14 protein-coding genes are annotated in these 23,066 nt (G+C 41.3%); 6 read left to right on the top strand and 8 right to left on the bottom strand.

The features are described from left to right. Nucleotides 1-2: 2 nt before the first annotated feature. The 6 genes from ACNR9Q_RS16065 (at nt 3) to ACNR9Q_RS16090 (ending at nt 6,228) form a co-directional block, all read left to right on the top strand. Complete coding sequence (locus ACNR9Q_RS16065) at nt 3-854, top strand: SPFH domain-containing protein (protein ID WP_419212243.1); 852 nt, start codon at nt 3-5, stop codon at nt 852-854. Nucleotides 855-911: 57 nt separating this feature from the next. Continuing rightward, complete coding sequence (locus ACNR9Q_RS16070) at nt 912-1,079, top strand: Arc family DNA-binding protein (protein WP_419212244.1); 168 nt, start codon at nt 912-914, stop codon at nt 1,077-1,079. Between the two features lie 58 nt (nt 1,080-1,137). Beyond that, the gene (locus tag ACNR9Q_RS16075; protein ID WP_419214293.1) at nt 1,138-3,336 is read left to right on the top strand and encodes a DUF5916 domain-containing protein; all 2,199 of its coding nucleotides are present in this window, start codon (nt 1,138-1,140) and stop codon (nt 3,334-3,336) included. Nucleotide 3,337: 1 nt separating this feature from the next. Next, nucleotides 3,338-4,141 (top strand): Cof-type HAD-IIB family hydrolase, encoded by an 804-nt coding sequence (locus ACNR9Q_RS16080; protein WP_419212245.1) that lies wholly within the window; start codon nt 3,338-3,340, stop codon nt 4,139-4,141. Between the two features lie 34 nt (nt 4,142-4,175). Then, on the top strand, nt 4,176-5,450 hold the full coding sequence (locus tag ACNR9Q_RS16085) for a DUF819 domain-containing protein (RefSeq protein WP_419212246.1): 1,275 nt from the start codon (nt 4,176-4,178) through the stop codon (nt 5,448-5,450). An 82-nt stretch (nt 5,451-5,532) separates the two neighbouring features. Beyond that, nucleotides 5,533-6,228: a DUF4369 domain-containing protein gene (locus ACNR9Q_RS16090; RefSeq protein ID WP_419212247.1), complete on the top strand. Its 696-nt coding sequence runs from the start codon at nt 5,533-5,535 to the stop codon at nt 6,226-6,228. An 81-nt stretch (nt 6,229-6,309) separates the two neighbouring features. Here ACNR9Q_RS16090 and ACNR9Q_RS16095 read toward each other — a convergent pair whose 3' ends face one another. The 8 genes from ACNR9Q_RS16095 to ACNR9Q_RS16130 form a co-directional block, all read right to left on the bottom strand. After that, the gene (locus ACNR9Q_RS16095; RefSeq protein ID WP_419212248.1) at nt 6,310-6,579 is read right to left on the bottom strand and encodes a hypothetical protein; all 270 of its coding nucleotides are present in this window, start codon (nt 6,577-6,579) and stop codon (nt 6,310-6,312) included. A 56-nt stretch (nt 6,580-6,635) separates the two neighbouring features. Beyond that, nucleotides 6,636-7,604: a type I phosphomannose isomerase catalytic subunit gene (locus ACNR9Q_RS16100; RefSeq protein WP_419212249.1), complete on the bottom strand. Its 969-nt coding sequence runs from the start codon at nt 7,602-7,604 to the stop codon at nt 6,636-6,638. A gap of 129 nt (nt 7,605-7,733) precedes the next feature. Then, nucleotides 7,734-8,141 (bottom strand): 6-pyruvoyl trahydropterin synthase family protein, encoded by a 408-nt coding sequence (locus ACNR9Q_RS16105; RefSeq protein ID WP_419212250.1) that lies wholly within the window; start codon nt 8,139-8,141, stop codon nt 7,734-7,736. Beyond that, a complete protein-coding gene (gene idi, locus ACNR9Q_RS16110) occupies nt 8,138-8,671 on the bottom strand; it encodes an isopentenyl-diphosphate Delta-isomerase (RefSeq protein WP_419212251.1) in 534 nt (177 codons plus the stop codon). The genes ACNR9Q_RS16105 and idi overlap by 4 nt, the downstream gene beginning before the upstream one ends. Nucleotides 8,672-8,741: 70 nt before the next feature. Further along, complete coding sequence (locus ACNR9Q_RS16115; protein ID WP_419212252.1) at nt 8,742-9,698, bottom strand: type IX secretion system membrane protein PorP/SprF; 957 nt, start codon at nt 9,696-9,698, stop codon at nt 8,742-8,744. Nucleotides 9,699-9,700: 2 nt separating this feature from the next. Then, complete coding sequence (locus ACNR9Q_RS16120; RefSeq protein ID WP_419212253.1) at nt 9,701-11,722, bottom strand: gliding motility-associated C-terminal domain-containing protein; 2,022 nt, start codon at nt 11,720-11,722, stop codon at nt 9,701-9,703. 29 nt (nt 11,723-11,751) lie between these two features. Next, the gene (locus ACNR9Q_RS16125) at nt 11,752-18,471 is read right to left on the bottom strand and encodes a hypothetical protein (RefSeq protein ID WP_419212254.1); all 6,720 of its coding nucleotides are present in this window, start codon (nt 18,469-18,471) and stop codon (nt 11,752-11,754) included. Between the two features lie 1,033 nt (nt 18,472-19,504). Then, a complete protein-coding gene (locus ACNR9Q_RS16130; protein ID WP_419212255.1) occupies nt 19,505-22,918 on the bottom strand; it encodes a PA14 domain-containing protein in 3,414 nt (1,137 codons plus the stop codon). Between the last annotated feature and the right edge of the window lie 148 nt (nt 22,919-23,066).

Consider the following 23,066-nt stretch of genomic DNA (forward strand, 5'->3'; position numbering starts at 1 on the left):
CTATGAAAGTAGAAAAAAACCACAGTGCACAAAATGGCTATGTTATGCTTTTTGTTGCTTTAGCCTTGTTATTTGGGGGAATTGCCCTTCTTAGAATTTATATTGGTGCCTTTATGATATTTGCCGCATTGATTATGTTGGCAGGTTTTGTTCTGGTCAATCCTAATAGCTCAAGGGTATTGCTTTTATTTGGAAAATATGTTGGTACCATCAAGGAGAACGGCCTTTTTTGGGTCAATCCGTTATACACGAAAAAAAGAATTTCATTACGGGCCAGTAATTTTGATAGTGAGCGATTAAAGGTAAACGATAAATTGGGAAACCCGATAATGATCAGTACCATATTGGTCTGGCGGGTTACCAATACCTACAAGGCAGCTTTTGATGTAGATGATTATCAAAATTTTGTACGTGTACAGACCGATGCAGCCGTACGTAAATTGGCCAGTATGTATCCTTATGATAATTTTGCGGATGAAGGTCTAGACGAGGATATCACCTTACGCTCGAGCGTTAACGAAGTTAGTGAAGCGTTAGAACAAGAAGTTCAAGAACGACTTTCCATGGCAGGAATAGAAGTACTTGAAGCGCGAATAGGATATTTAGCCTACGCTCAAGAAATAGCGAACGCCATGCTAAAAAGACAGCAAGCTACCGCAATTGTGGCTGCTAGGCACAAGATTGTTGAGGGTGCCGTAAGCATGGTAGAAATGGCCTTGGAAGAATTGAGTAGAAAAGATTTGGTAGCTTTGGATGACGAACGTAAATCTGCCATGGTCAGCAACCTGATGGTGGTACTTTGTTCCGATAAAGATGTGGCTCCCATTGTCAACACCGGAACATTGAACCATTGATTATCATATTGTTGAACCCTGTTTTAAGGATTCCTGATTATAACTTTTGATTTTTAAATGAGCAAGAAAAAACCATTTGCATTACGGGTAAACGAAGAAATGCTGCAAGCCATTGAAAAATGGGCGGCAGATGAGTTTCGTAGCACCAATGGTCAAATCGAGTGGATGCTCATGAAAAGCTTAAAAGAGGCTAAAAGGGAGCCCAAACCAAAAAAAACGGAATAATTCACGTGATAAGTTTCGTGACAAAAACTTAAATTTGGTCAACCAACCAACCACCACCATGACCAAATACCAAAGCACATTCGTGCTTTTCCTATTTTCCTTTTTTCTAAATGCACAAAATACCCATAATTCATTTGTCGTAAAACACGTTGATGCCACCATTGTTCCTGATGGAATTCTTGATGAACCTATTTGGCATACAGCGGATATGGCCCGCGATTTTTGGCAATATTTTCCATTAGATTCCATTCACGCTGAGAAAAAAACCGAAATACGAATGCTATATGATGAAACCAACCTTTATATTGGAATAACCATTTATACAGCAGGCAAAGATTACTCCATACAATCCCTCAAACGAGATTTTAGGGCGGGCAATAGCGACAACATAACCCTTCTCTTTGACACCTTCAACGATGGTAATAATGCGTTTCTTTTTGGCATTAACCCTTATGGGGTAAGACGTGAAGGCCTTGTTTCAGGGGGAGGGCTTGACTTAAGTGGTTTTACCATTTCATGGGATGTAAAATGGCGGGGAGATTCTAAAATTTATGATGATTACTATACTTCAGAAATGGTTATTCCATTAACCGCTTTCAAATTTAAGGAAGGAGAGACCAAATGGCGGTTTAACAGTTATCGATTTGATACCCAATCGAATGAAAACAGTACATGGATGAATATTCCACAAAATCAAAATATATACGGACTTACGTTCATGGGAGACATGATTTTTGAAAAACCATTAGGTAAATATAGGACTCCCCTAGCATTAATTCCCTATGTGAACATTGGTAACCAAAAGGATTTTGAGCTTGACGAACCTAATACCGATTTAGAAGTTGGAGGCGATGCTAAAGTAGCGATTGGCAATAGTATGAATTTGGATATTACGATAAATCCAGATTTTTCTCAGGTCGAAGTTGATGACCAAGTGACCAACTTAACCCGTTTCGAGGTTTCCCTTCCCGAAAAAAGACAATTCTTCATTGATAATAGTGATCTATTTGGGAATTTCGGAGGTAGAAGAGATGCCAATCCCTTTTTTTCCCGAAGAATTGGTATTGCTAAAGATACTGCAGACAATACGATTGAGAACAAAATCGTGGGAGGAGTGCGTTTAAGTGGTAAGGTCACTAAAAGGCTTAGGTTAGGCTTCTTAAGCCTACAAACCGCCGAAGACCTAGCAAATAATATTGCCACGAACAATAATACGATGTTGGCTTTACAACAAAAGGTTTTTGGAAGATCTAATATTGGCATGTTCTTTATCAACAGGCAGACGTTTAAGGAATATGAATTCCAAGAACCTGAAGATAGTTACAATAGAGTGGCCGGTATCGATTACAATCTTATTTCGGACAATAATGTTTGGAACGGGAAATTCTATTTACATAAATCTTTTACATATAATTCTGGTAACAAAAACTACTCTTCTGGTGCATTTTTGCAGTATAATTCAAGACATTGGAACTTTTTTGAAGATATGGCCTATGTTGGTCAAGATTTTAGGTCCGACCTTGGTTTTATACGAAGAACCGATATCGTTAAATCAGTAACACTTATGGAACGGGTTTTTTGGCCTGAAAACAGTGCATTACAGACCCACAGCTTTAAATTTTTTCCCATATTGACTTGGAGTCCCGACAATGATTTTCTTAATACGGATTATGAATTAAACGGCTCTTGGGAATCAAAATTCACAGATCAATCAGAAATTAATTTTCAATTTACGAATACCTACACCTACCTTTTTGAAGAATTCGACCCTACGAATTTGGAAGATGCAATTCCACTACCGAGTGAAAGAGGTTATAGTTACAATAGCGTCTCCTTGGAGTACAAATCTGATTCTAGAAAAAGGTTTGCCTATTCCGTTCAACCGTCTATCGGACGCTTCTTTAATGGTGACCGATTTGGAGTTCAAGGTGAACTGAACCTTAGATTTCAACCGAAGGTATTTCTTTCCTTGGCCATGAATTATGACCAGATATCCTTGCCTAAACCCTATTCAAGTGCTGATATCTGGCTCATAAGTCCTAAAATTGACATCACATTCAGTAAGTCCCTATTTTGGTCTACTTTAGTGCAGTATAGTAATCAGCGTGACAATCTCGGTTTTAATTCCAGATTACAGTGGCGTTTTGCCCCATTGTCAGACCTATTCGTAGTGTATAATGATAATTACTTTGTAAATTCTTTCGAACCTAAATATAGATCGGTCAATCTCAAATTTACGTATTGGTTAAATATTTAAAATGAAGTATAAAATTCTCTGTTCAGATTTAGACGGAACATTACTATCCACAAAAAGTGATGTTTCGGCATATACCATTTCCCAAATTAAAAAATTAAGGGGTACAACTCGAATTATATTGGTTTCCGCTCGAATGCCCCGGGGAATGCGTTATATTCAAGAACGTTTAGGTATAGAAGATCAACCGATTATCTGTTATAATGGCGCTTTGGTATTAAACGGGAAAGAAATAGTGACATCCGTATATATAGAACCAGCACTTTTACGGGAAATCTATTTCTTGTGTTCTGTTTTACAGACCGATTTAGGACTGTACTACAATGATGAATGGTATGTTCCAAAAACCTCTCAGCGGGTACAAAAAGAAATCAAATACACCAAGTCTCAACCCACTTTTCAAGAAACTTCGACAACCTTGAACAATTGGGTACAAAGAAATGTAGGAGCACATAAAATTATGCTCATGGGCACAAAAGAAAGCGCAGATAAATTGATGCCTTTATTACAGGAAAAATTTAGCAACACTTTAAATTTATACCGCTCCAATGACACGCTTATTGAAATTGCTCCCAAATCGGTTTCAAAACTTACAGCTATAGCATTATTACTCGATAAACATGAATCATTAAATGATGTTATTGCCTTCGGGGATAATTACAACGATATTGAAATGCTTGAAGCCGCAGGTTGTGGAGTAGCCGTTGCAAATGCTAGGGATGAGGTCAAAGTAATTTGCGACTATATTACATTGGAAAACACAAAAGATGGCGTTGCCAGGTTTATAGAGGAACACTGGTTAATTTGATTATATTTGAAATAAGCAACTTACCCTATTTCTCATGTACCACCTTTTTTTACAGCCTTTTATTACGAACGATACTGTTGTCTTTGGATTGTTGGCCCTATGTTTAGGATTTATTTTTTATACGTCAAGTTTACAAACAGGGTTTTGGAGTAAGTTCTATTCCATTGTTCCGGCAGTATTGATGTGTTATCTATTACCGGCCATTCTTGCCAGTACAGGTATCGTTTCAGACGAGGTTTCGAATTTATATTTCATGGCCAGCAGGTATCTCCTCCCTGCAGCATTGGTATTAATGACGCTAAGTATTGATTTAAAGGCAATTTCCAATTTAGGGTCAAAAGCCATAATTATGTTCCTTACCGGCAGTGTAGGGATTATTATTGGCGGACCATTGGCCATACTTATAGTTTCCATATTTTCTCCGGATACCGTGGGCGGTAATGATTTCGATGCTATTTGGAGGGGACTATCCACTATTGCAGGAAGTTGGATCGGTGGTGGTGCCAATCAAGCGGCTATGCTAGAGATATTTCAATACAATCCCGAAAAATATGGGGGAATGGTATTGATAGATATCGTTGTGGCCAATATTTGGTTGGCCATTATTTTATTAGGGGTCGGCAAAACAAAACAAATAGACAAATGGTTAAAAGCAGATACCTCTGCAATCGAGACCCTAAAAATAAAGGTGACCGAGTTTACTGAGAAAATAACCCGCGTACCTACGCTTAAAGATTATATGCTCATGTTATCTTTAGCCTTTACTGCGGTAGGTGTAGCACATTTCTTTGGCGACCAAATTAGCAATTATCTATCCACGAACTTTGAAACCGTTAGTGATCAGAAAAGCTTTCTTTCCTTTTTAGGCTCAGGCTTTTTTTGGATGGTGGTAATTGCCACCGGTGCCGGAATCGCTCTCTCGTTTACCAAAGCAAAAAATTATGAAGGCGCAGGAGCCAGTAAGATCGGTGGAATGTTCATTTATATTTTAGTGGCCACGATTGGTATGAAGATGGATTTGGGGAAAGTACTTGAAAATCCCGGACTGATCGCTGTTGGTTTTATCTGGATCACCATTCATGCCCTTCTTTTGATTTTAGTGGCAAAACTGATCAAAGCACCCTATTTCTTTTTGGCTGTAGGAAGTCAGGCAAATGTGGGTGGGGCGGCATCGGCCCCGGTTGTGGCCGCCGAGTTTCATCCGTCACTAACATCGGTAGGCGTATTATTGGCTGTTTTGGGTTACGTAGTAGGCACTGGAGGGGCTTTATTATGTGCCTATTTAATGGAGGTCGCCTCGCAATTATAAATTCTATTTTTTACCAACAAAATAAAAACGGGTTGCCTATATCTATCAAAATTTATGGATATTTGCGCCCTAAAATTAACCAATGAAAAGATTGATATTTGTTTTTGCAGCGATACTACTTTTAAGTTCCTGTGGAGATAATCCCGAAGAAACCTTAGTAGTAACGGGAAAAGTAAAAGGTTTGAAAAAGGGTATGCTCTATTTGCAACATGTTCCAGATTCAACTTTGGTTTCCATTGACTCAGTTGCAATAAACGGTGACGGCAACTTCTCTTTAAAAACTAAATTGGAAAGTCCCGAAGTGTTTTATCTGTATTTGGACAAAAAGGATAATAACGACATCAATGACCGTATCACCTTTTTTGCCGAACCGGGTACGATTACCATCAATACGGATTGGAATACATTTGATACGACCGCAAAAATATCCGGTTCGGAGAGTAATGAAAAATTGGAGGAATATCGAAAAACGATGTCAAGCATTAATAAACGAAATATGGAAATTATGCTGAACGCATCACGATCCGATAATGAACTCGATCAAATAGGTATTGACTCACTTCAAAATATCAGCAATAGAAATATGCAAAGGGGATACGCCTATGCTATTAATTTCGCACTTAACAATAAGAATTCCTACGTAGCACCATACATTGCTTTAAAAGAAATACCTGATGCCAACAAAAAATACTTGGATTCTATTTACAGTGTACTTTCACCGGAAGTGGCAAGCTCAAAATATGGCAAGGAATTAAAAGAATTTTTGAAAGGGGATTAATATTTTGCTTTATCAAAAGCTATAAAATAAAAAAGCATCCTAAAAATTAGGATGCTTTTTTATTTTTGTTCCAGAAAAGGATTAAGCTAGCTTGTTAAGCTCGTCTACCAATTTGGTAGCCTTTGTTTCAAGTTCGTTTCTTACTTCTTTAAAATGTGCTTTTTTATTCTCTACCTTACTTTTATTGACCTTTTCAATAAGTTCGTCAAAAGTTTCAATAGCCTCATCGATGATAGCTGCACCTTCTTTTGTATTATTTTTTCCGTTAGCGGCCTCAACCACATATACCCCTTCAATAATGTCACCGAGCACATTATTAATATCTTTCTTTAAATCTTTTATACTTGCCATTACTAAATATTTTTTGCAAAAGTACGATTTTTCATTTGCTAACGCTTAAATACTATTTAAATAGTCACTTCCAATAATTTAGCTCCTTTAGATTGAAGTTGAATTTTATTTGTAATTGCAGGTAAGAGTGTCGTTTCCCCCTTTTTAAGGGTTACTTCACCCTCTTCAGTTTTTATGACCGCCTCACCTCCAACACACATGAAAATGGTAAAAGAATCACGTTGGGTAGTATCCAATTCAAAATTTTCAGTTACCTCAATGAAATTGGTTTTAAAGTATGGACAATCAACCATGGTGTTCTGTGCATTGGTATCTTTTGAATAGGTTACTTTAAAATCATCCTTTTTATCATAATCTATGGCATCTAAAGCCAGCTCGGTATGTAATTCCCGAAGATTTCCTTCTTTGTCCTTTCTATTGAAATCAAACACGCGGTAGGTAACATCAGATGTCTGCTGGATTTCTGCAAGCATAACCCCTGCGCCTATAGCGTGTATTTTGCCTGTATTTATAAAAAAGGTATCTCCTTCTTTTACTTTCTCATAATTCAGTAAATCTAAAAGCGAGTCTTCTTGCATACTTTTTGCATACTCTTCTTTAGATACATCTTTATTGAACCCTACAATAAGCTCGGCGTTAGCGTCGGCATCCATGATATACCACATTTCGGTCTTTCCGAAAGAATCATGTCGTTTTTTGGCCAACGTATCATCTGGATGCAATTGAATGGAAAGATCTTGTTTCGCATCGATAAACTTAATAAGTATAGGAAAGTCGGTACCAAATCGTTCGACCACACTTTTACCTAGAAGTGCTTCTGCTTGGTCATCGATCAGTTCTTGAAGCGAAGTTCCTGATAATTTTCCATTCGCGACTATAGAGACATCTCCCTTAACGGTTGATAGCTCCCAACTCTCACCGGTAATATCGCTGGTAATCGATTTATTTAGCACATCCTTTAACTTGGTGCCGCCCCATAGCCGCTCCTTCAGGATAGGATTAAATTTAAGAGGATATAATTTCATTTTGACAAATTTAAACTACTAAATTAAGCTTTGTTAAACATGTAGCATTTTAAGGGGTAATAAAAACTCAATTACTTAAGGTGAACGACCAAGAACGTTCGGTAAATAGACCAAAACACCTTTTCGAAACTAACCAGAAAATGTCACGAAATTGCGTGGGGTTTCGTATAGCACAACTTCTAATTCATTTGTTTTTAAAATATGAGGGCGTAACTTTTTCCATATAACAACCGCAATATTTTCAGCGGTTGGATTTAGCTCTTTGAATTCAATCACTTCAATATTGAGGTTCTTATGATCCATATAATCCTCAACTTCTACTTTGATCAAATCTTTTAACAGCTTCATATCCATTACAAAACCAGTTTCCTTATCAATTTCACCAGTTACACTAACAATGAGTTCGTAATTATGGCCATGAAAATTAGGGTTGTTACACTTTCCAAATACTTCGGCATTTTTAGCTTCAGGCCAGTCACTTCTGTACAACCTATGGGCAGCATTAAAATGAGCCTTTCTACTGACCTTAACTTTCATTTCTTTTCAGGTATTTCAAAGACATGTTGATAGAACTTGTCGAAAATTATCTTGAACCAAACTGTATATCGCTCTGGATTATTGGCAATATCTAGTTTTACCAATTCTGGAGACATCCATTTCCATGATTGTACCTCTTCAGGATTTATGTTAGGTTCATCATCAAAGGTACCTATCATAACATGATCGTACTCATGCTCAGTTAGTCCATTATCAAAAGGAGCTTTATATATGAATGAAAAAAGATTCTCCAAATCTGTCATAAAACCCATTTCTTCCTGCAGTCTCCGTTTACCAGCTTCAATATTGGTTTCTCCCACCCTTTGATGACTACAACAAGTATTCGTCCACAACAAAGGGGAATGGTATTTTGAAGCTGCCCGTTGCTGCAACATGATTTCTCCATTTTTATTTAGTATAAAAACCGAGAAAGCCCTATGTAGTAAGGCTTTTTCATGGGCCTCCATTTTGGGCATGGTACCAATTTGCTCGTTCTCTTGATTTACAAGAATTACCTCTTCTTCCTTCATTTTGTAAAAATAAGGCGTTTAACTTATTTTACGAAAAGTAGAACATATAAAATACGTTAAGAGAATTGTTCTAGAAGAATCTTGGAGATTTTAAATTATTCTTCGAAGAAATAAAATCATACCTAAAAATAACTTCAAAAGAACCATCATTAAAAGCAGCACTGCCCAGTTCCGTAGTTTCTTTATCGTAAGCTATACCGATCAGAAACTTTCTTGAAATATTGAATCCTGCCATTCCCGTAAAGGCCGCACCCCACCTGTAGCCTGCTCCCACGATAAACTTTTCACTAAACATGAAATTTGCTGACAAATCGACTTGTAATGGAGCTCCCCGCACTAACTTGGTCAGCAATGCGGGTTTGAATTTAACAAACGGATTCAAATCCCAGACATAACCCGTTATCAAATAAAAATTCATATTTTCTTTGGCGGTAGATAGGTTTGATCCTTGAAAATGCAACGTCTCCAATATACGTGGAACAGATAGACCCACATAAAATTCATTGGTATGGTAATAAACCCCTGCGCCAATGTTCGGCGTTAACCTATTATCTATGTTTTGTTGTAAATTATTATCAAGATTATATTCGTCTAGCTCAGAAAACCGTACATCCAAGAGATTTGCGCTTGCCTTAAGTCCGAAACTGACTCTACCTTCTGTTGATGTCCAAATTGTATAGGAAAAATCGACATCAAAATTTGTTTCGGAAGTCGGGCCTATTTGATCATTTACGATTGACAGTCCTAATCCTACACCACGATATCCAATCGGGGAATGAACATTGAACGTTTGTGTAACCGGAGCACCCTTTAAACCCACCCATTGTGAACGATGTAGAGCGGCTAGACTAATTTGCCCTCGTGAACCCGCATAAGCGGGATTAACACTTACGGTATTATACATGTACTGTGTATATTGGGCATCCTGTTGTGCGTAACAAAAAGCACTCAAAGCTATCACCATCAAAAAAACAATCTTCTTCAATGTTTGAATTTGTAGTATGGAGGATGTATATAGGTTGAACATGCTTATCTATTTATGTATATATAACCGGAAAGTGTTTTCATCTCCCCATTGGGTAATTCGTAATCAAGAATATAGAAATAGGTACCAACAGGTAATTTACGTTCTTGATCCACGGTAGCCCTTCCCTCGGAGGTACCATCAAATATATTTCCTTCGGTGTTATAAGCCCGTGTATTGTAAACGGACACACCCCATCTATTAAAGATTTTTAAGGTATTATTCGGATAATTCTCCAATCCGTCTATTCTCAGTACATCATGGACTCCATCCCCATTTGGAGTAATTACATTTATTACTTTAATTTCTTCTTCCAACTCACCTAAATCGGTATCCAAATAGTTTGGAATTCCATCATCATCCGAATCATCATCGGCATAATTCCCATTCGAGTTCAAATCTTCATCAATGGTTTCGATACCATCATCATCATCATCTGTATCGCGATAATCAGATTCTTCATCACTATCTGTATTTGGTAGGTTTACATAAGGATCATTATATTCATCATTTACATCAACATCTACGATTATGCTTCCCTCGTAACCGTCATCTAGCCCATCGTCATCTTTATCAGATCCAATTAGGACAACATCTGGAATACCATCATGATTGTGGTCGTTGCCCTCAATAGCATCGGGTACCCCGTCGGCATCACTATCATAGTCCAAATAATCTGGAAGGTCGTCGCCATCTGTATCTATTGGAAATAATCCGATGGTGCTATTGTCTTCATATGCATCATCCAATCCATTTAAATTGGTATCGTTACCACTGGGGGCTACATATGCTGACGTTGTTTGTGCTTCGACATTGTCCGGTATACCGTCATTATCGCTATCGATGTCCAAATAATCCGGGAAACCATCATTATCCGTATCGGTGGGATTTGTAGCAGCATCGTTGTCACCATCTAAATTCAGGTCTTCAAAACTATCTACAATACCATCATCATCACTATCCAAATCAATACCTGATGGATTTATCAACAGTGTAACCATAGCGGCACTGCAATAACCAGAACTATCACAAATAGTATATTCAAAACTATCTGTTCCTATATAATTATTATTTGGAAAATAATTGACCGAATCATCGGTTGGGTCGTCTGGAGTACCGTTATCATCGATTGTAATTGACCCGTGCAAGGGTTGCTTAGCACTGAATGTACCAGTGCTTGGTAAATCATTATCATTAGTCTTCCAAACACCAATATTGATGATTTCGTTCATGTTTAGCGCAACGGAATCATCGTAAGTATCGAGTACGGGCCGCACATCAATCGTTACGGTTGCAGTACTACAATCACCAAAACTATTACAAAGGGTATATGTAAAACTATCGGTACCATTGTAATCTGGATTTGGCACATAATTTATAATATCATCCAAGGGATTATTTGGCGTACCATTCTCATCAATGGATATTCTACCATTTAAAGGATCTGTAGTCGTCAGAACTCCCATAGAAGGTAAATCTGAATCATTGGAGAAAATATCTATGATCAAGGAATTATCCTCATCGACCGATACCACATCATCAGCCAAGGTAGCTGCCTGGCTCATGCAAACGACCGTAAAAGAAGGTAAATTTTTCGAATTACCGGCTTTAACAACGGAAGCCATATATTTTTCTACCGTCTTAGTAGCTAATACCATTGGTTTTAATGGGTCTCCACTAAGTACCGGATTCCAATTTACGGTGGCCCCGGTAGGTACATTTGAAGTTATATCCATGGTGACCTCATTCTTGGGTGATGCACAATCAGTTAATATAAAATAACTTGTCGCGTTTTTTCCGCAAGCGGTCCCATCATATGTTGCAAAATAGACCCCCGGCTGGCTTACTTCATAGAAAAAATCCGTACCCAAAACAGTATTGGGGTCTTCCGCATTAAACCAACGATAATTATTTTCATCGGTTGAATTCGGTGCCTGCAATAAAAACTGTGCATTTGATATACCAATTCCCAGCATTGCGAATACGATGCTGGAAAATAAGACTCTATGTATATAACTTTTTTTCAAATCGATTTGGGAATCAGTTGAGTATAGAATTACTTCACTACGAATACCACGTTAATAAGTGTGTTATAGTTCGACGGTGTGGCTATAACATCATAAGTCATAACACCATTGGCCGATACACTTACATTGGCAAATACTGTTGGATCAAAATATGTTACATAATAGTAGAGATCGGTACTGGCATACGTTGGTATGGCCGATGGTGCACCTGCACTCACAACTGACGGAGTACCATATTGCGAAAGATATTCGCCATGTAAATTAATTGTTCTACCCGTACCCGTGGTCGCCACATCTACTTCAATAGAAGGGGGGTAGAATATGTTTGGCCTTGTGTTGGCTATTAAATATGGGTCTGCTGAAGTACCCGTACCACTTACACTAATATCAGTATCAGGTGCTGCTTCTACCATAGTTTCAGAACCATTTGCTGTGGGTACCGATAGATTATAATTGATACCACTAGAAGTAACCGTTACCGAACCGTCTATTGATGTTATTGTCTGTATTTCATTCGATGCATTCGAATCCGCATCGTTTACGTTCAGTGTAATGGCATTTCCGCCAGTGATAGAAATTTGTCCTGCAGTTCCATTCGTAGCCAAGGTTTGATCATCAGTTGCAGGATCGCCTGCAGGACCTTGGGGACCCGCTGGACCCATTGGACCAGTCGCACCGTCGGCACCGTCAACACCATCCTCGCCTGCTGGACCTTGGGGGCCTTGAGGACCCATTGGACCTGTAGCTCCGTCCGCTCCCGCCGGACCTTGGGGACCCGATGGACCCATTGGACCTGTCGCGCCGTCGGCACCGTCGTTTCCAGGGATTCCCTGTGGGCCTTGTGGGCCTGTGGCTCCATCGTTACCGTCAACGCCATCCTCGCCGGCTGGACCTTGAGGACCTGTTGGACCCTGTGGACCTGTCGCACCGTCGGCACCGTCGTTTCCAGGGATTCCCTGTGGGCCTTGTGGGCCTGTGGCTCCATCATTACCGTCAACCCCATCCTCGCCCGCTGGACCTTGGGGGCCTTGAGGACCCATCGGACCTGTCGCTCCGTCCGCTCCCGCTGGACCTTGGGGACCGGCTGGACCCTGTGGGCCTGTCGCACCGTCGGCACCGTCGTTTCCAGGGATTCCCTGTGGGCCTTGGGGTCCTGTCGCACCATCGTTACCGTCAGCGCCATCCTCGCCTGCTGGACCTTGGGGGCCTTGAGGACCCATCGGACCTGTCGCTCCGTCCGCTCCCGCCGGACCTTGGGGACCCGATGGACCCATTGGGCCTGTCGCACCGTCGGCACCATCGTTTCCAGGGATTCCCTGTGGGCCTTGGGGTCCTGTCGCACCATCGTTACCGTCAACGCCATCCTCGCCTGCTGGACCTTGGGGGCCTTGAGGACCCATTGGACCTGTAGCTCCGTCCGCTCCCGCTGGACCCTGTGGACCTGTCGCACCGTCGGCACCGTCGTTTCCAGGGATTCCCTGTAGGCCTTGGGGCCCTGTCGCACCATCGTTACCGTCAACGCCATCCTCGCCTGCTGGACCTTGGGAGCCTTGAGGACCCATCGGACCTGTCGCGCCGTCCGCTCCCGCTGGACCCTGTGGACCTGTCGCACCGTCGGCACCATCGTTTCCAGGGATTCCCTGTGGGCCTTGTGGGCCTGTGGCTCCATCATTACCGTCAACGCCATCCTCGCCTGCTGGACCTTGAGGACCCATTGGACCTGTCGCTCCGTCCGCTCCCGCTGGACCTTGGGGACCGGCTGGACCCTGTGGGCCTGTCGCACCGTCGGCACCGTCGTTTCCAGGGATTCCCTGTGGGCCTTGGGGTCCTGTCGCACCATCGTTACCGTCAACGCCATCCTCGCCTGCTGGACCTTGGGGGCCTTGAGGACCCATTGGACCTGTAGCTCCGTCCGCTCCCGCCGGACCTTGGGGACCCGATGGACCCATTGGGCCTGTCGCACCGTCGGCACCGTCGTTTCCAGGGATTCCCTGTAGGCCTTGGGGCCCTGTCGCACCATCGTTACCGTCAACGCCATCCTCGCCTGCTGGACCTTGGGGGCCGGCTGGACCCTGTGGACCTGTGTCTGGATTTACCCACGTATAGGTTCCTGAACCATCGGTAGCTAATACTTGTCCGTTGCTACCGCCCGAGGGAAGTTCTATTTCATTGGTTGGATCTGCATCGGCATCCCTAATATCCAAAGTAGTACTGTTTCCATCAGTAATATCGATTCGAACACTCTCATTTGCAGTTAAAACAGTATTTGACAAATCTTGGTCATCTGTATCAACTGTTGCATCGGGCACATTAATCGTAAAATTAGGATAGGTTCCCCCTACTGTTACGTTCCCGTTACCTCCGTCTGTGATACTTACCGTTTGGTCAGGTGCCATATTGGTTATGGCGAAGTCCTGCCCTGTTTGGATTACGCCGATACCCGTACCGGCGCTGACCGTTTGGTTTTCATTATTAGGGTCGGAATCCGCATCCTCAGCATTGATGGTTACCGAACCACCATCAACTAACGATATTATTTTTCCGGTTGCGTCTATAGACAAATCCTGGGTGTCGGTGTTAACTCCCGATATATCTATGGTCTGGTCACCACCACCGTCGGTAATGCTCAGGTCTGTTCCGTCAAAGCTTATCCCGGTATTGTATTCGTTACCAACTACACTATCAGCATCGTCCGTATTGATGGTCACAGAACCCCCGTCGACCAGAGAAATTATTTTTCCGGTGGCGTCTATCGACAAATCCTGGGTGTCGGTGTCTATCGAACTCAGAGGAACTGAAAGCGTACCGTTACTATCCGTAATATTCAGGTTACCACTAGCAACAGTGAAAGCCGTGTTAACCTCGTTAGTTACACTGGCATCCGCATCGTCAGCATTGATGGTTACCGAACCACCATCAACTAACGATATTATTTTTCCGGTTGCGTCTATAGAAAGGTCCTGGGTATCCGTATTAACTCCCGATATATCTATGGTCTGGTCACCGCCACCGTCGGTAATGCTCAGGTCTGTTCCGTCAAAGCTTATCCCGGTATTGTATTCGTTACCAACTACACTATCAGCATCGTCCGTATTGATGGTCACAGAACCCCCGTCGACCAGAGAAATTATTTTTCCGGTGGCGTCTATCGACAAATCCTGGGTGTCGGTGTCTATCGAACTCAGAGGAACTGAAAGCGTACCGTTACTATCCGTAATATTCAGGTTACCACTAGCAACAGTGAAAGCCGTGTTAACCTCGTTAGTTACACTGGCATCCGCATCGTCAGCATTGATGGTTACCGAACCACCATCAACTAACGATATTATTTTTCCGGTTGCGTCTATAGAAAGGTCCTGGGTATCCGTATTAACTCCCGATATATCTATGGTCTGGTCACCGCCACCGTCGGTAATGCTCAGGTCTGTTCCGTCAAAGCTTATCCCGGTATTGTATTCGTTACCAACTACACTATCAGCATCGTCCGTATTGATGGTCACAGAACCCCCGTCGACCAGAGAAATTATTTTTCCGGTGGCGTCTATCGACAAATCCTGGGTGTCGGTGTCTATCGAACTCAGAGGAACTGAAAGCGTACCGTTACTATCCGTAATATTCAGGTTACCACTAGCAACAGTGAAAGCCGTGTTAACCTCGTTAGTTACACTGGCATCCGCATCGTCAGCATTGATGGTTACCGAACCACCATCAACTAACGATATTATTTTTCCGGTTGCGTCTATAGAAAGGTCCTGGGTATCCGTATTAACTCCCGATATATCTATGGTCTGGTCACCGCCACCGTCGGTAATGCTCAGGTCTGTTCCGTCAAAGCTTATCCCGGTATTGTATTCGTTACCAACTACGCTATCAGCATCGTCTACATTATCGACACCATCATTATCTACTGTCACCGTTCCGCCGTTCACATCGGTGATGGTCGTCGTACCGTCAAGGTTGTCGGTAACATCAGTGATCTCGTTGGTGGGATCAGTATCGTTATCGGCAGCATTACTTGCCGCCAAGGCTTCGATTGCAGATTGGGTATCCGTAGCTCCAATTCTGGCGGTCGTGTCGTCGAAACTTACCTGGCTTGCATCCTGTATTTCGTTTAAAGGGTCATTGTCCGCATCGTCCACATTATCGGCACCGTCATTATCTACTGTTACCGTTCCGCCGTTCACATCGGTGATGGTCGTAGTACCATTAAGGTTGTCGGTTACGGTTGTGATTTCGTTGGTATCGCTTTTATCTCCATCGCTATAATCTACCGTGTAATTACCATTACCGTCATCAGTTACAGAAATATCATTGATACCCGATACGGTCTCCCTATAATCGGATAAATCTATTGCTGTGGCAGTTGGGTCATTACTTAACGTCAAGTTGTCGCCGGTAAGGGTCAAATCTTGATTATCAGAACTATTCGCATCCAATTCTTCTAAAGCGGATTGAACATCTGTACTTGCCATATTTCCTGCGGGAGTAACCGAAACCTGTGCGGCAGTTTGGTCATCGGTTCCATCAAAAGTTGTAATGGTTCCATTTTCAGACTCATAATCGAAAATACCATCTGAATTGGCATCAGTAAGAGTTGTTATCGTTTCATTGATATCCACATTCGTAATTCCTGGCTCAGAAATAGTGGCTATCCTATTCCCTGAAACAGTATTCGCAACACTAATATCATCATCTGAAATACTATCTACATAGGCTTTGGTTGCTGCATCTTGAGGATTGGTTGGATCGGCAATATTGGTAATTGCCAAACCAGCGCCATTATTACCGTCCGCTAAAACTTCCCCTAAATTTTGAAGTTCATTTGTAGCATCCTTATCCAAATCTGCTGCATCACTGGCTGCAATCGCATTGGACAATTCTGTATCGGTAGCAAAGGTATTGTTCAAATCAACACCCGTTGCACCTGCCGCCGCATTGGTAAGCTCTAAGGTCGTGCCTGTAATAGCGATGTCGGATAACTCATTGGTCGGGTCTGGATCTGTATCTGGTGCGGCACTACCCCCCACTTGTTGCCAAGCACCCCCATCCCATACATATAATTGGCCTGTATCAGTATCTATATATGTATCACCTGAGTTGGTACCATTTGTTGTGGGTGCGCCTGAAGCTAATACCGCTAATTCGTTTGTTGGGTCGGTATCAAAATCAGCTGCGATATGATTATTAATTAGGTTTGTATTGCTTATAATTGCATTTCCGGCATCTATTTTGGCTAGATTTAAATCTGATTGTATCGCTGCCTCGGCATTGCTTGCACGGGTCGTCTCATTATTGATCAGCGTTGTGTTTGCCGTGATATCGGCGCTCTCCTCCAAACTCGAAAGGTCGGCATCGAAAATGGTCGTACCCTCGGATACGGAAACCCTGTTGGTCGAAGCGTCAAAACTTACCCCCGTGATATCGTCATCGGCTGTTGCCGATATCTGTGTATCCACATAGGTCTTTACGGCATTCTGCGTCGGAAAGGAAATATCGGAAGTACCTAATGCGGTATCAGTGGATTTATTGGCGGCATCCTCTTTTAAAGAGATTGCGGCATTAGCGGCTATCTCGTTGGCGTCTACATCTGACTGTATAGCCGACTCGGCATTGCTTGCACGGGTCGTCTCATTATTGATCAGCGTTGTGTTTGCCGTGATATCGGCGCTCTCCTCCAAACTCGAAAGGTCGGCATCGAAAATGGTCGTACCCTCGGATACGGAGACCCTGTTGGTCGAAGCATCAAAACTTACCCCCGTGATATCGTCATCGGCTGTTGCCGATATCTGTGTATCCACATAGGTCTTTACGGCATTCTGCGTCGGAAAGGAAATATCGGAAGTACCTAATGCGGTATCAGTGGATTTATTGGCGGCATCCTCTTTTAAGGAGATTGCGGCATTAGCGGCTGTCTCGTTGGCGTCTACATCTGACTGTATAGCCGACTCGGCATTGCTTGCACGGGTCGTCTCATTATTGATCAGCGTTGTGTTTGCCGTGATATCGGCGCTCTCCTCCAAACTCGAAAGGTCGGCATCGAAAATGGTCGTACCCTCGGATACGGAGACCCTGTTGGTCGAAGCGTCAAAACTTACCCCCGTGATATCGTCATCGGCTGTCGCCGATATCTGTGTGTCCACATAATTTTTAGTAACGGCATCGGTGCCTGCTAATGGAGTTCCTAGGTTTGAAATTACCGTTCCATTCGCATCTGCCCCTTGAGATAAAACATCGGAAAGAGTTTGCTTATCTGTATTTATCTGTGCTGCAATATCTGCCAAAGGCACCGAAACAACAGTATTTTCAGAATCGACCATATCTAAGGTGCCATTAGCACTATTGACCGTGAATGTAACATTGGTAGTGTTCGTATCAATACTAGTAGCGATATCTGCGAGAGGAATTGAAACAGTATTTAAATCGCTATCTGTCAAAATTAGATTTGCCCCATCTTCGGTTAAAGATGCTATCGTTGTATTGGCATCAGTAGAGGTTAACTCCCATGAATCACCGTCCCAAAAGAAAATAGTTCCAGTGGTGGTGTTTACATACAAATCACCCAAATCTGCACCCGCAGGTGTTGCTACACCTGGTGAAGAAACTGCGGTACCTTGTAATACTTCACAATTGCACTGGTCCTCTAAAGTTACTGTAGTCTGTGCTATAGAGATGGTGGAAAACATTAAAGTACATACTGCCAATAAAGCCTTAATGGTAATACTTCTAGTTTTAGTAGTTTGACTTTTCATACTTTTAAAATTCAATTTCACCTTCAAAAATTCTGTGGTTATATAGGTTTTTCTATTTGTTCATAACTTATGATTCCAATTATTTCTCAATAAGAGGGATTACAAGCAATCACAACGCACAAATATTAATTATAACTCTTGCCCCTTAAAATAAATGTTGTGTAGAGGGTTATTTTCACAGTATAGGCATGCAAACATGAGGTTTAGCTTTTCAAAAAATGGAAACCGACTGGGTGGTAGTTTATCGAGTATGGACTGCTATTGCAGTACATTTCGTACATATAAAAACCTTCATATTTTGGATATCAGGAACTGAATAATTAATAGAATAACTCTAATCATCAATTCTGATTTCGATACAACAGCTTTTAGTGGAAAAAAAGTTTTAGAGGCCTTAATTGCTATCTAAAAACTTTAGGTGAAGGGAAGTATTAAAAACTTAGTTGGATTTTATACGGTATGTGATTTGTCTATTCGTAATTACAGTATAAGCACTAATTTGGTCTATTGCTGAAAATTAAGAAAGTGAATTTGACCTTGTTCGTTGTCGTTATTCTTTCTCCCAAAATAGTAGTAGATGGTAATACACATTCATATTTGTTAGTATTATCGGTATTAACAGCTACATCCGTGAATAATGAAAAGGTTGGATCAACCCGTCACTACAAAGTAAGGTGATATTATCATCGATGACAATAATACTACCACAACTGGCAGTGACAAGAAAACAATCAATTCATGTAAATTTGCCCTTCTTCCAGTTGCTTATTACTCGAAAATCTAAATATAAACGTAGTGTAAGAAGATACATATGGTAATTTATTAAGACTTAAATTTCCTTTAGTATCGCTCTTGAAAGTTTAAATGGTTGTAAAAGCGGTGTCATTAGTGAATACCCTAATGCTTAATTCTTCACTGTAATTTCCAAAGCTATCTAATTTATCGGTTTTCTAAGTGAAGCTCAAAGTAGCAGAAGTGGCCTTCTTTTAGAAAGAATTTTTCAACGCTTAAATCAATGATGTAACCGCTACTTTTAATCGTTCTTAACCCTATACGTTATTCTTGGATTGGTAACAACGGTACCGACTTTAACCTTTAAAATAGCTGTAGCACTGGTCACTTCATTGGGACAGCTCCCTGAAGAATTTGAACCTATTATCCTGTAAATATTATTGTTTTGACCTACTTTGGCCGTATTGATCGTTAGCGCAGCACTCTGTGTTCCTGAATAGGATATTCCATCAAAGATGGAGTTGAAACTAATACCACCGTCTGTACTAACTTGCCACTGGTATGTATCTGCATTTGTATAACTAGCGGTAAAAACAGCTTGCTGACCAACCAAAACAGTTTGATCGGTTGGTGAACTATTTAGAATAGCCAATTGCACCGTAATCGTCTGCGTAACATCTATTGAGTTTCCGCTATCATCTGATATTCTATAGGTCCTGGTTATTATTTCTGGATTCACTCCTCCGTCCGAAACATCACTTATAAAAGTTACCGTAGGATTTGTTGTACAGTTGTCAAATTCGTCAGTCACAACACTGGTGTCAGGAGTGGGTACATCTGAACTACAAAATACTGAAATTGGAGCTGGATTAGTAGCTGTAGGATTCACATTATCCACCCTAATTCTAGTGACCGCAGAAATTTGAGGTGGTGCTGGATCCCCTGGCGTACCTCCATATTCCACTAGATATCCTTTTGGCTGATAATTACCACTTGCAGCCCCCGTATTGGACAAATCATTCCAAGAGCCATCAAAACCGGTACCTGGGGCATTTATATGAGCATAATCTTCACCGCCCGAGTTGTTTGGCTCGCCATTGTTCCAATTTGCATAATTGTAAGGACCTGTTACACTACCAGTGCCATTACCACTCCAAAATTGGGTTCCTGCCTCTGGGCCGGTCACCCAACGCCATTCTCCTTCAACCCCCGCATCACTGGCCCCGATCCAGCCTGCACCACTGGATTGTTTTCCCAGTAAATCAGCCTCGTCGGCAACAGTCAACGTAGCTAAATACCCCTGAAGTCCGTAAAAAGTTCTTAGTGCTGCTGCATCTTTAGCTGCAGTCCAAGTTATTCCTAATGCTGGAATGTATTCATAATAGTGTTGGGTCGAAAATAAATAGTTGGCTTCATTAAGAACTATAGAAATTTCTTTCATTGTACCTGCTACCGGAGTTGCCGATGATCGGTAAACTACAGCAGAAATTGCCGTTTCAAAAGCGGCTAAACTTGCTGGACCAATGAGGCTAAGTTTACCCTCAGAAACATCCCATGTAGCGTTAATTGCAGGGTGAGAACCGGTCAATACCAGTTCATCTCCTGTATTGTCATAATTTGCAGATATTTGAATAAAAACTGCGGCGATATCAGTATCGTCCGGATCTGTTATTGACACAGTTTCGGCGATGGGCACCATAGTACCCGGACAATAAAGTTGCTCGCCCGTAGCTGTAATCGTCGGTGGTTGGTTTAAAGAATCATCAATAGCATCCCTGTAATCCACATCTCCTCCCGAATCAGCATCATTATCCCAATCGGGTAAGGCAATGGATCCGCCATTAGTATTCAAAGGGTTATTGATTTTACCTCCGGGCTCAGCATATCCCGTAGTGGCATCGATAGCATTGTCCAAGCCATCACCATCAGAATCCGAACCCGAAAGTGTTATCCCGGCTTCATTGGTATCGTTGGGTCCTTGGTCATCACTATTGCTATCTAAAAAATCAGGAGTTCCATCGCCATCGGAATCTACAGGAACTAAACCATTTGTACCATAAGCATTATCCAATCCATCGTTATTACCGTCCGCTCCCACAGGTCCGATATAACCCGTTGTAGTTTGAGCTTCCACATTATCGGGAATGCCATCACCATCACTATCTAAGTCTAAATAATTCGGGATACCGTCACCATCGGTATCTACCGTAGTGCAGTCAATACCACCAGTGCCATAACTGGCACCATAGACACGGGCTCCAGTTTGGTAAGCTTCAATTCTTATATATTCTATCGTACCGCTTGTTACCGTGAAGGTTACTTCACGAACAGCTCCAGATGTCGTATAGTTTGCATCGGCTAGATATCCATCATTACCCCCAGCAGCTGTTGACCTTTGTACTTGAATATCTGTACTTGAGACTGCTGGGTCCGCGCCTAAGAAAACACTAACCGAGGTACCGATAGGAAGTGGTACTGGAAATTTCAAAAGTAAAATCGAACTTCCACCAGGATAACTTGTGGGGTTATTTGCAAAGGTCGTTCCAGGATTGCCCTGAGCATTCACTACATTATTAAAATATCGAATATTTGAAGCCGTTTGAGCATAGTTCCCAAATGCAGACCCACATTCGTTTACATCTAAAATTCCATCATTATCATCATCAATATCGGTTTCATCAGATTGACCATCACCATCGGTATCTAATGCTTGAACAATGCAATCGCTGTACAGAATTGAAAACGGAAGATCCTGTTTAGAAATATATGGTCCCTGATATTTTACATTGAGTGATTGTCCTCCACCCGATTCAAAAAACAACACCTTTATTGCGTGTAAACCGCTAGATAAATTGACCGTGCCAGATCTTTCTTGACTTGCATGATTACCATCGTTATTTACAATTTGCACATCATCAATATAGAGCTTAGAACCATCATCAGAATTGGTATAAAAGGTATAAGAACCTTGGTTCTCTATTCTTATATAACCTTCGAACCTGACCCCATAGGAATCTGAATCTCCTGGATCAACTGAGTTTTGAAGTGTATTAACATCAAAATCACTTACTTGACCGAATGATAATGCACCCGTAGTTGGAATATTGTCAACCGTATTTCCAGAAGGCGTACCATCATAAAATTCATAATCCAAAACATTGCTGCAACTAGGATTAATAGCGCTGAAGTTAATATTATCTATAAAAATAAATTCTCCCCAATCCCAGTATCCTGTTGAAGATGTAAAAGCTATTCGAGAGGAATTTGAAAGTTGTGCCGGCGTTAGCTCATGGGAAAAAGTACCCGAATTACTTGTATTTATTACGCCAATACTTTCCCAATCATTGATATCAAGATTGAATAAATAAACTTGTAAATTTTCATTACCTCTATTCGTTGCATTATAATCAAAACTTAATGTCGCAGAAATTGCATCGCTTAAATCAAGCGTTCTATAAATATAGTCATCATTTCCTAGCTGCCTGAATCTAAGTTGATCATTAGTAATCCTTATTGTTCCACTATTCGCATTATTATCCTCGTTCACTTCAATCCAATTACTACTAAAATTGGTATTTCCGTTGTTATTTGAATAAGAAACAGAACTGAAATTATCAGTATAGGTTTTTTGACAAACAACAAAACTACAGTTGGCCAAAAGAAATAATACTATAATAAACTTAAGATTTTCGCCCATATGAGTGCTAGAAGTCATTTTAAAAGATTTGGAACTTGCTCCACTTAAATTAAAATATGGAACAAGATCGCCAATAATGACTTTGTTATTAATTTATTGTTGTGTATCGAAGAAAAGTAGCCATGAACGACCCAAATAAGTACATGAGCATACGATCTAACTCAAA

It is taken from the genome of Maribacter sp. X9 (assembly GCF_048537565.1).
Taxonomy (GTDB): domain Bacteria; phylum Bacteroidota; class Bacteroidia; order Flavobacteriales; family Flavobacteriaceae; genus Maribacter.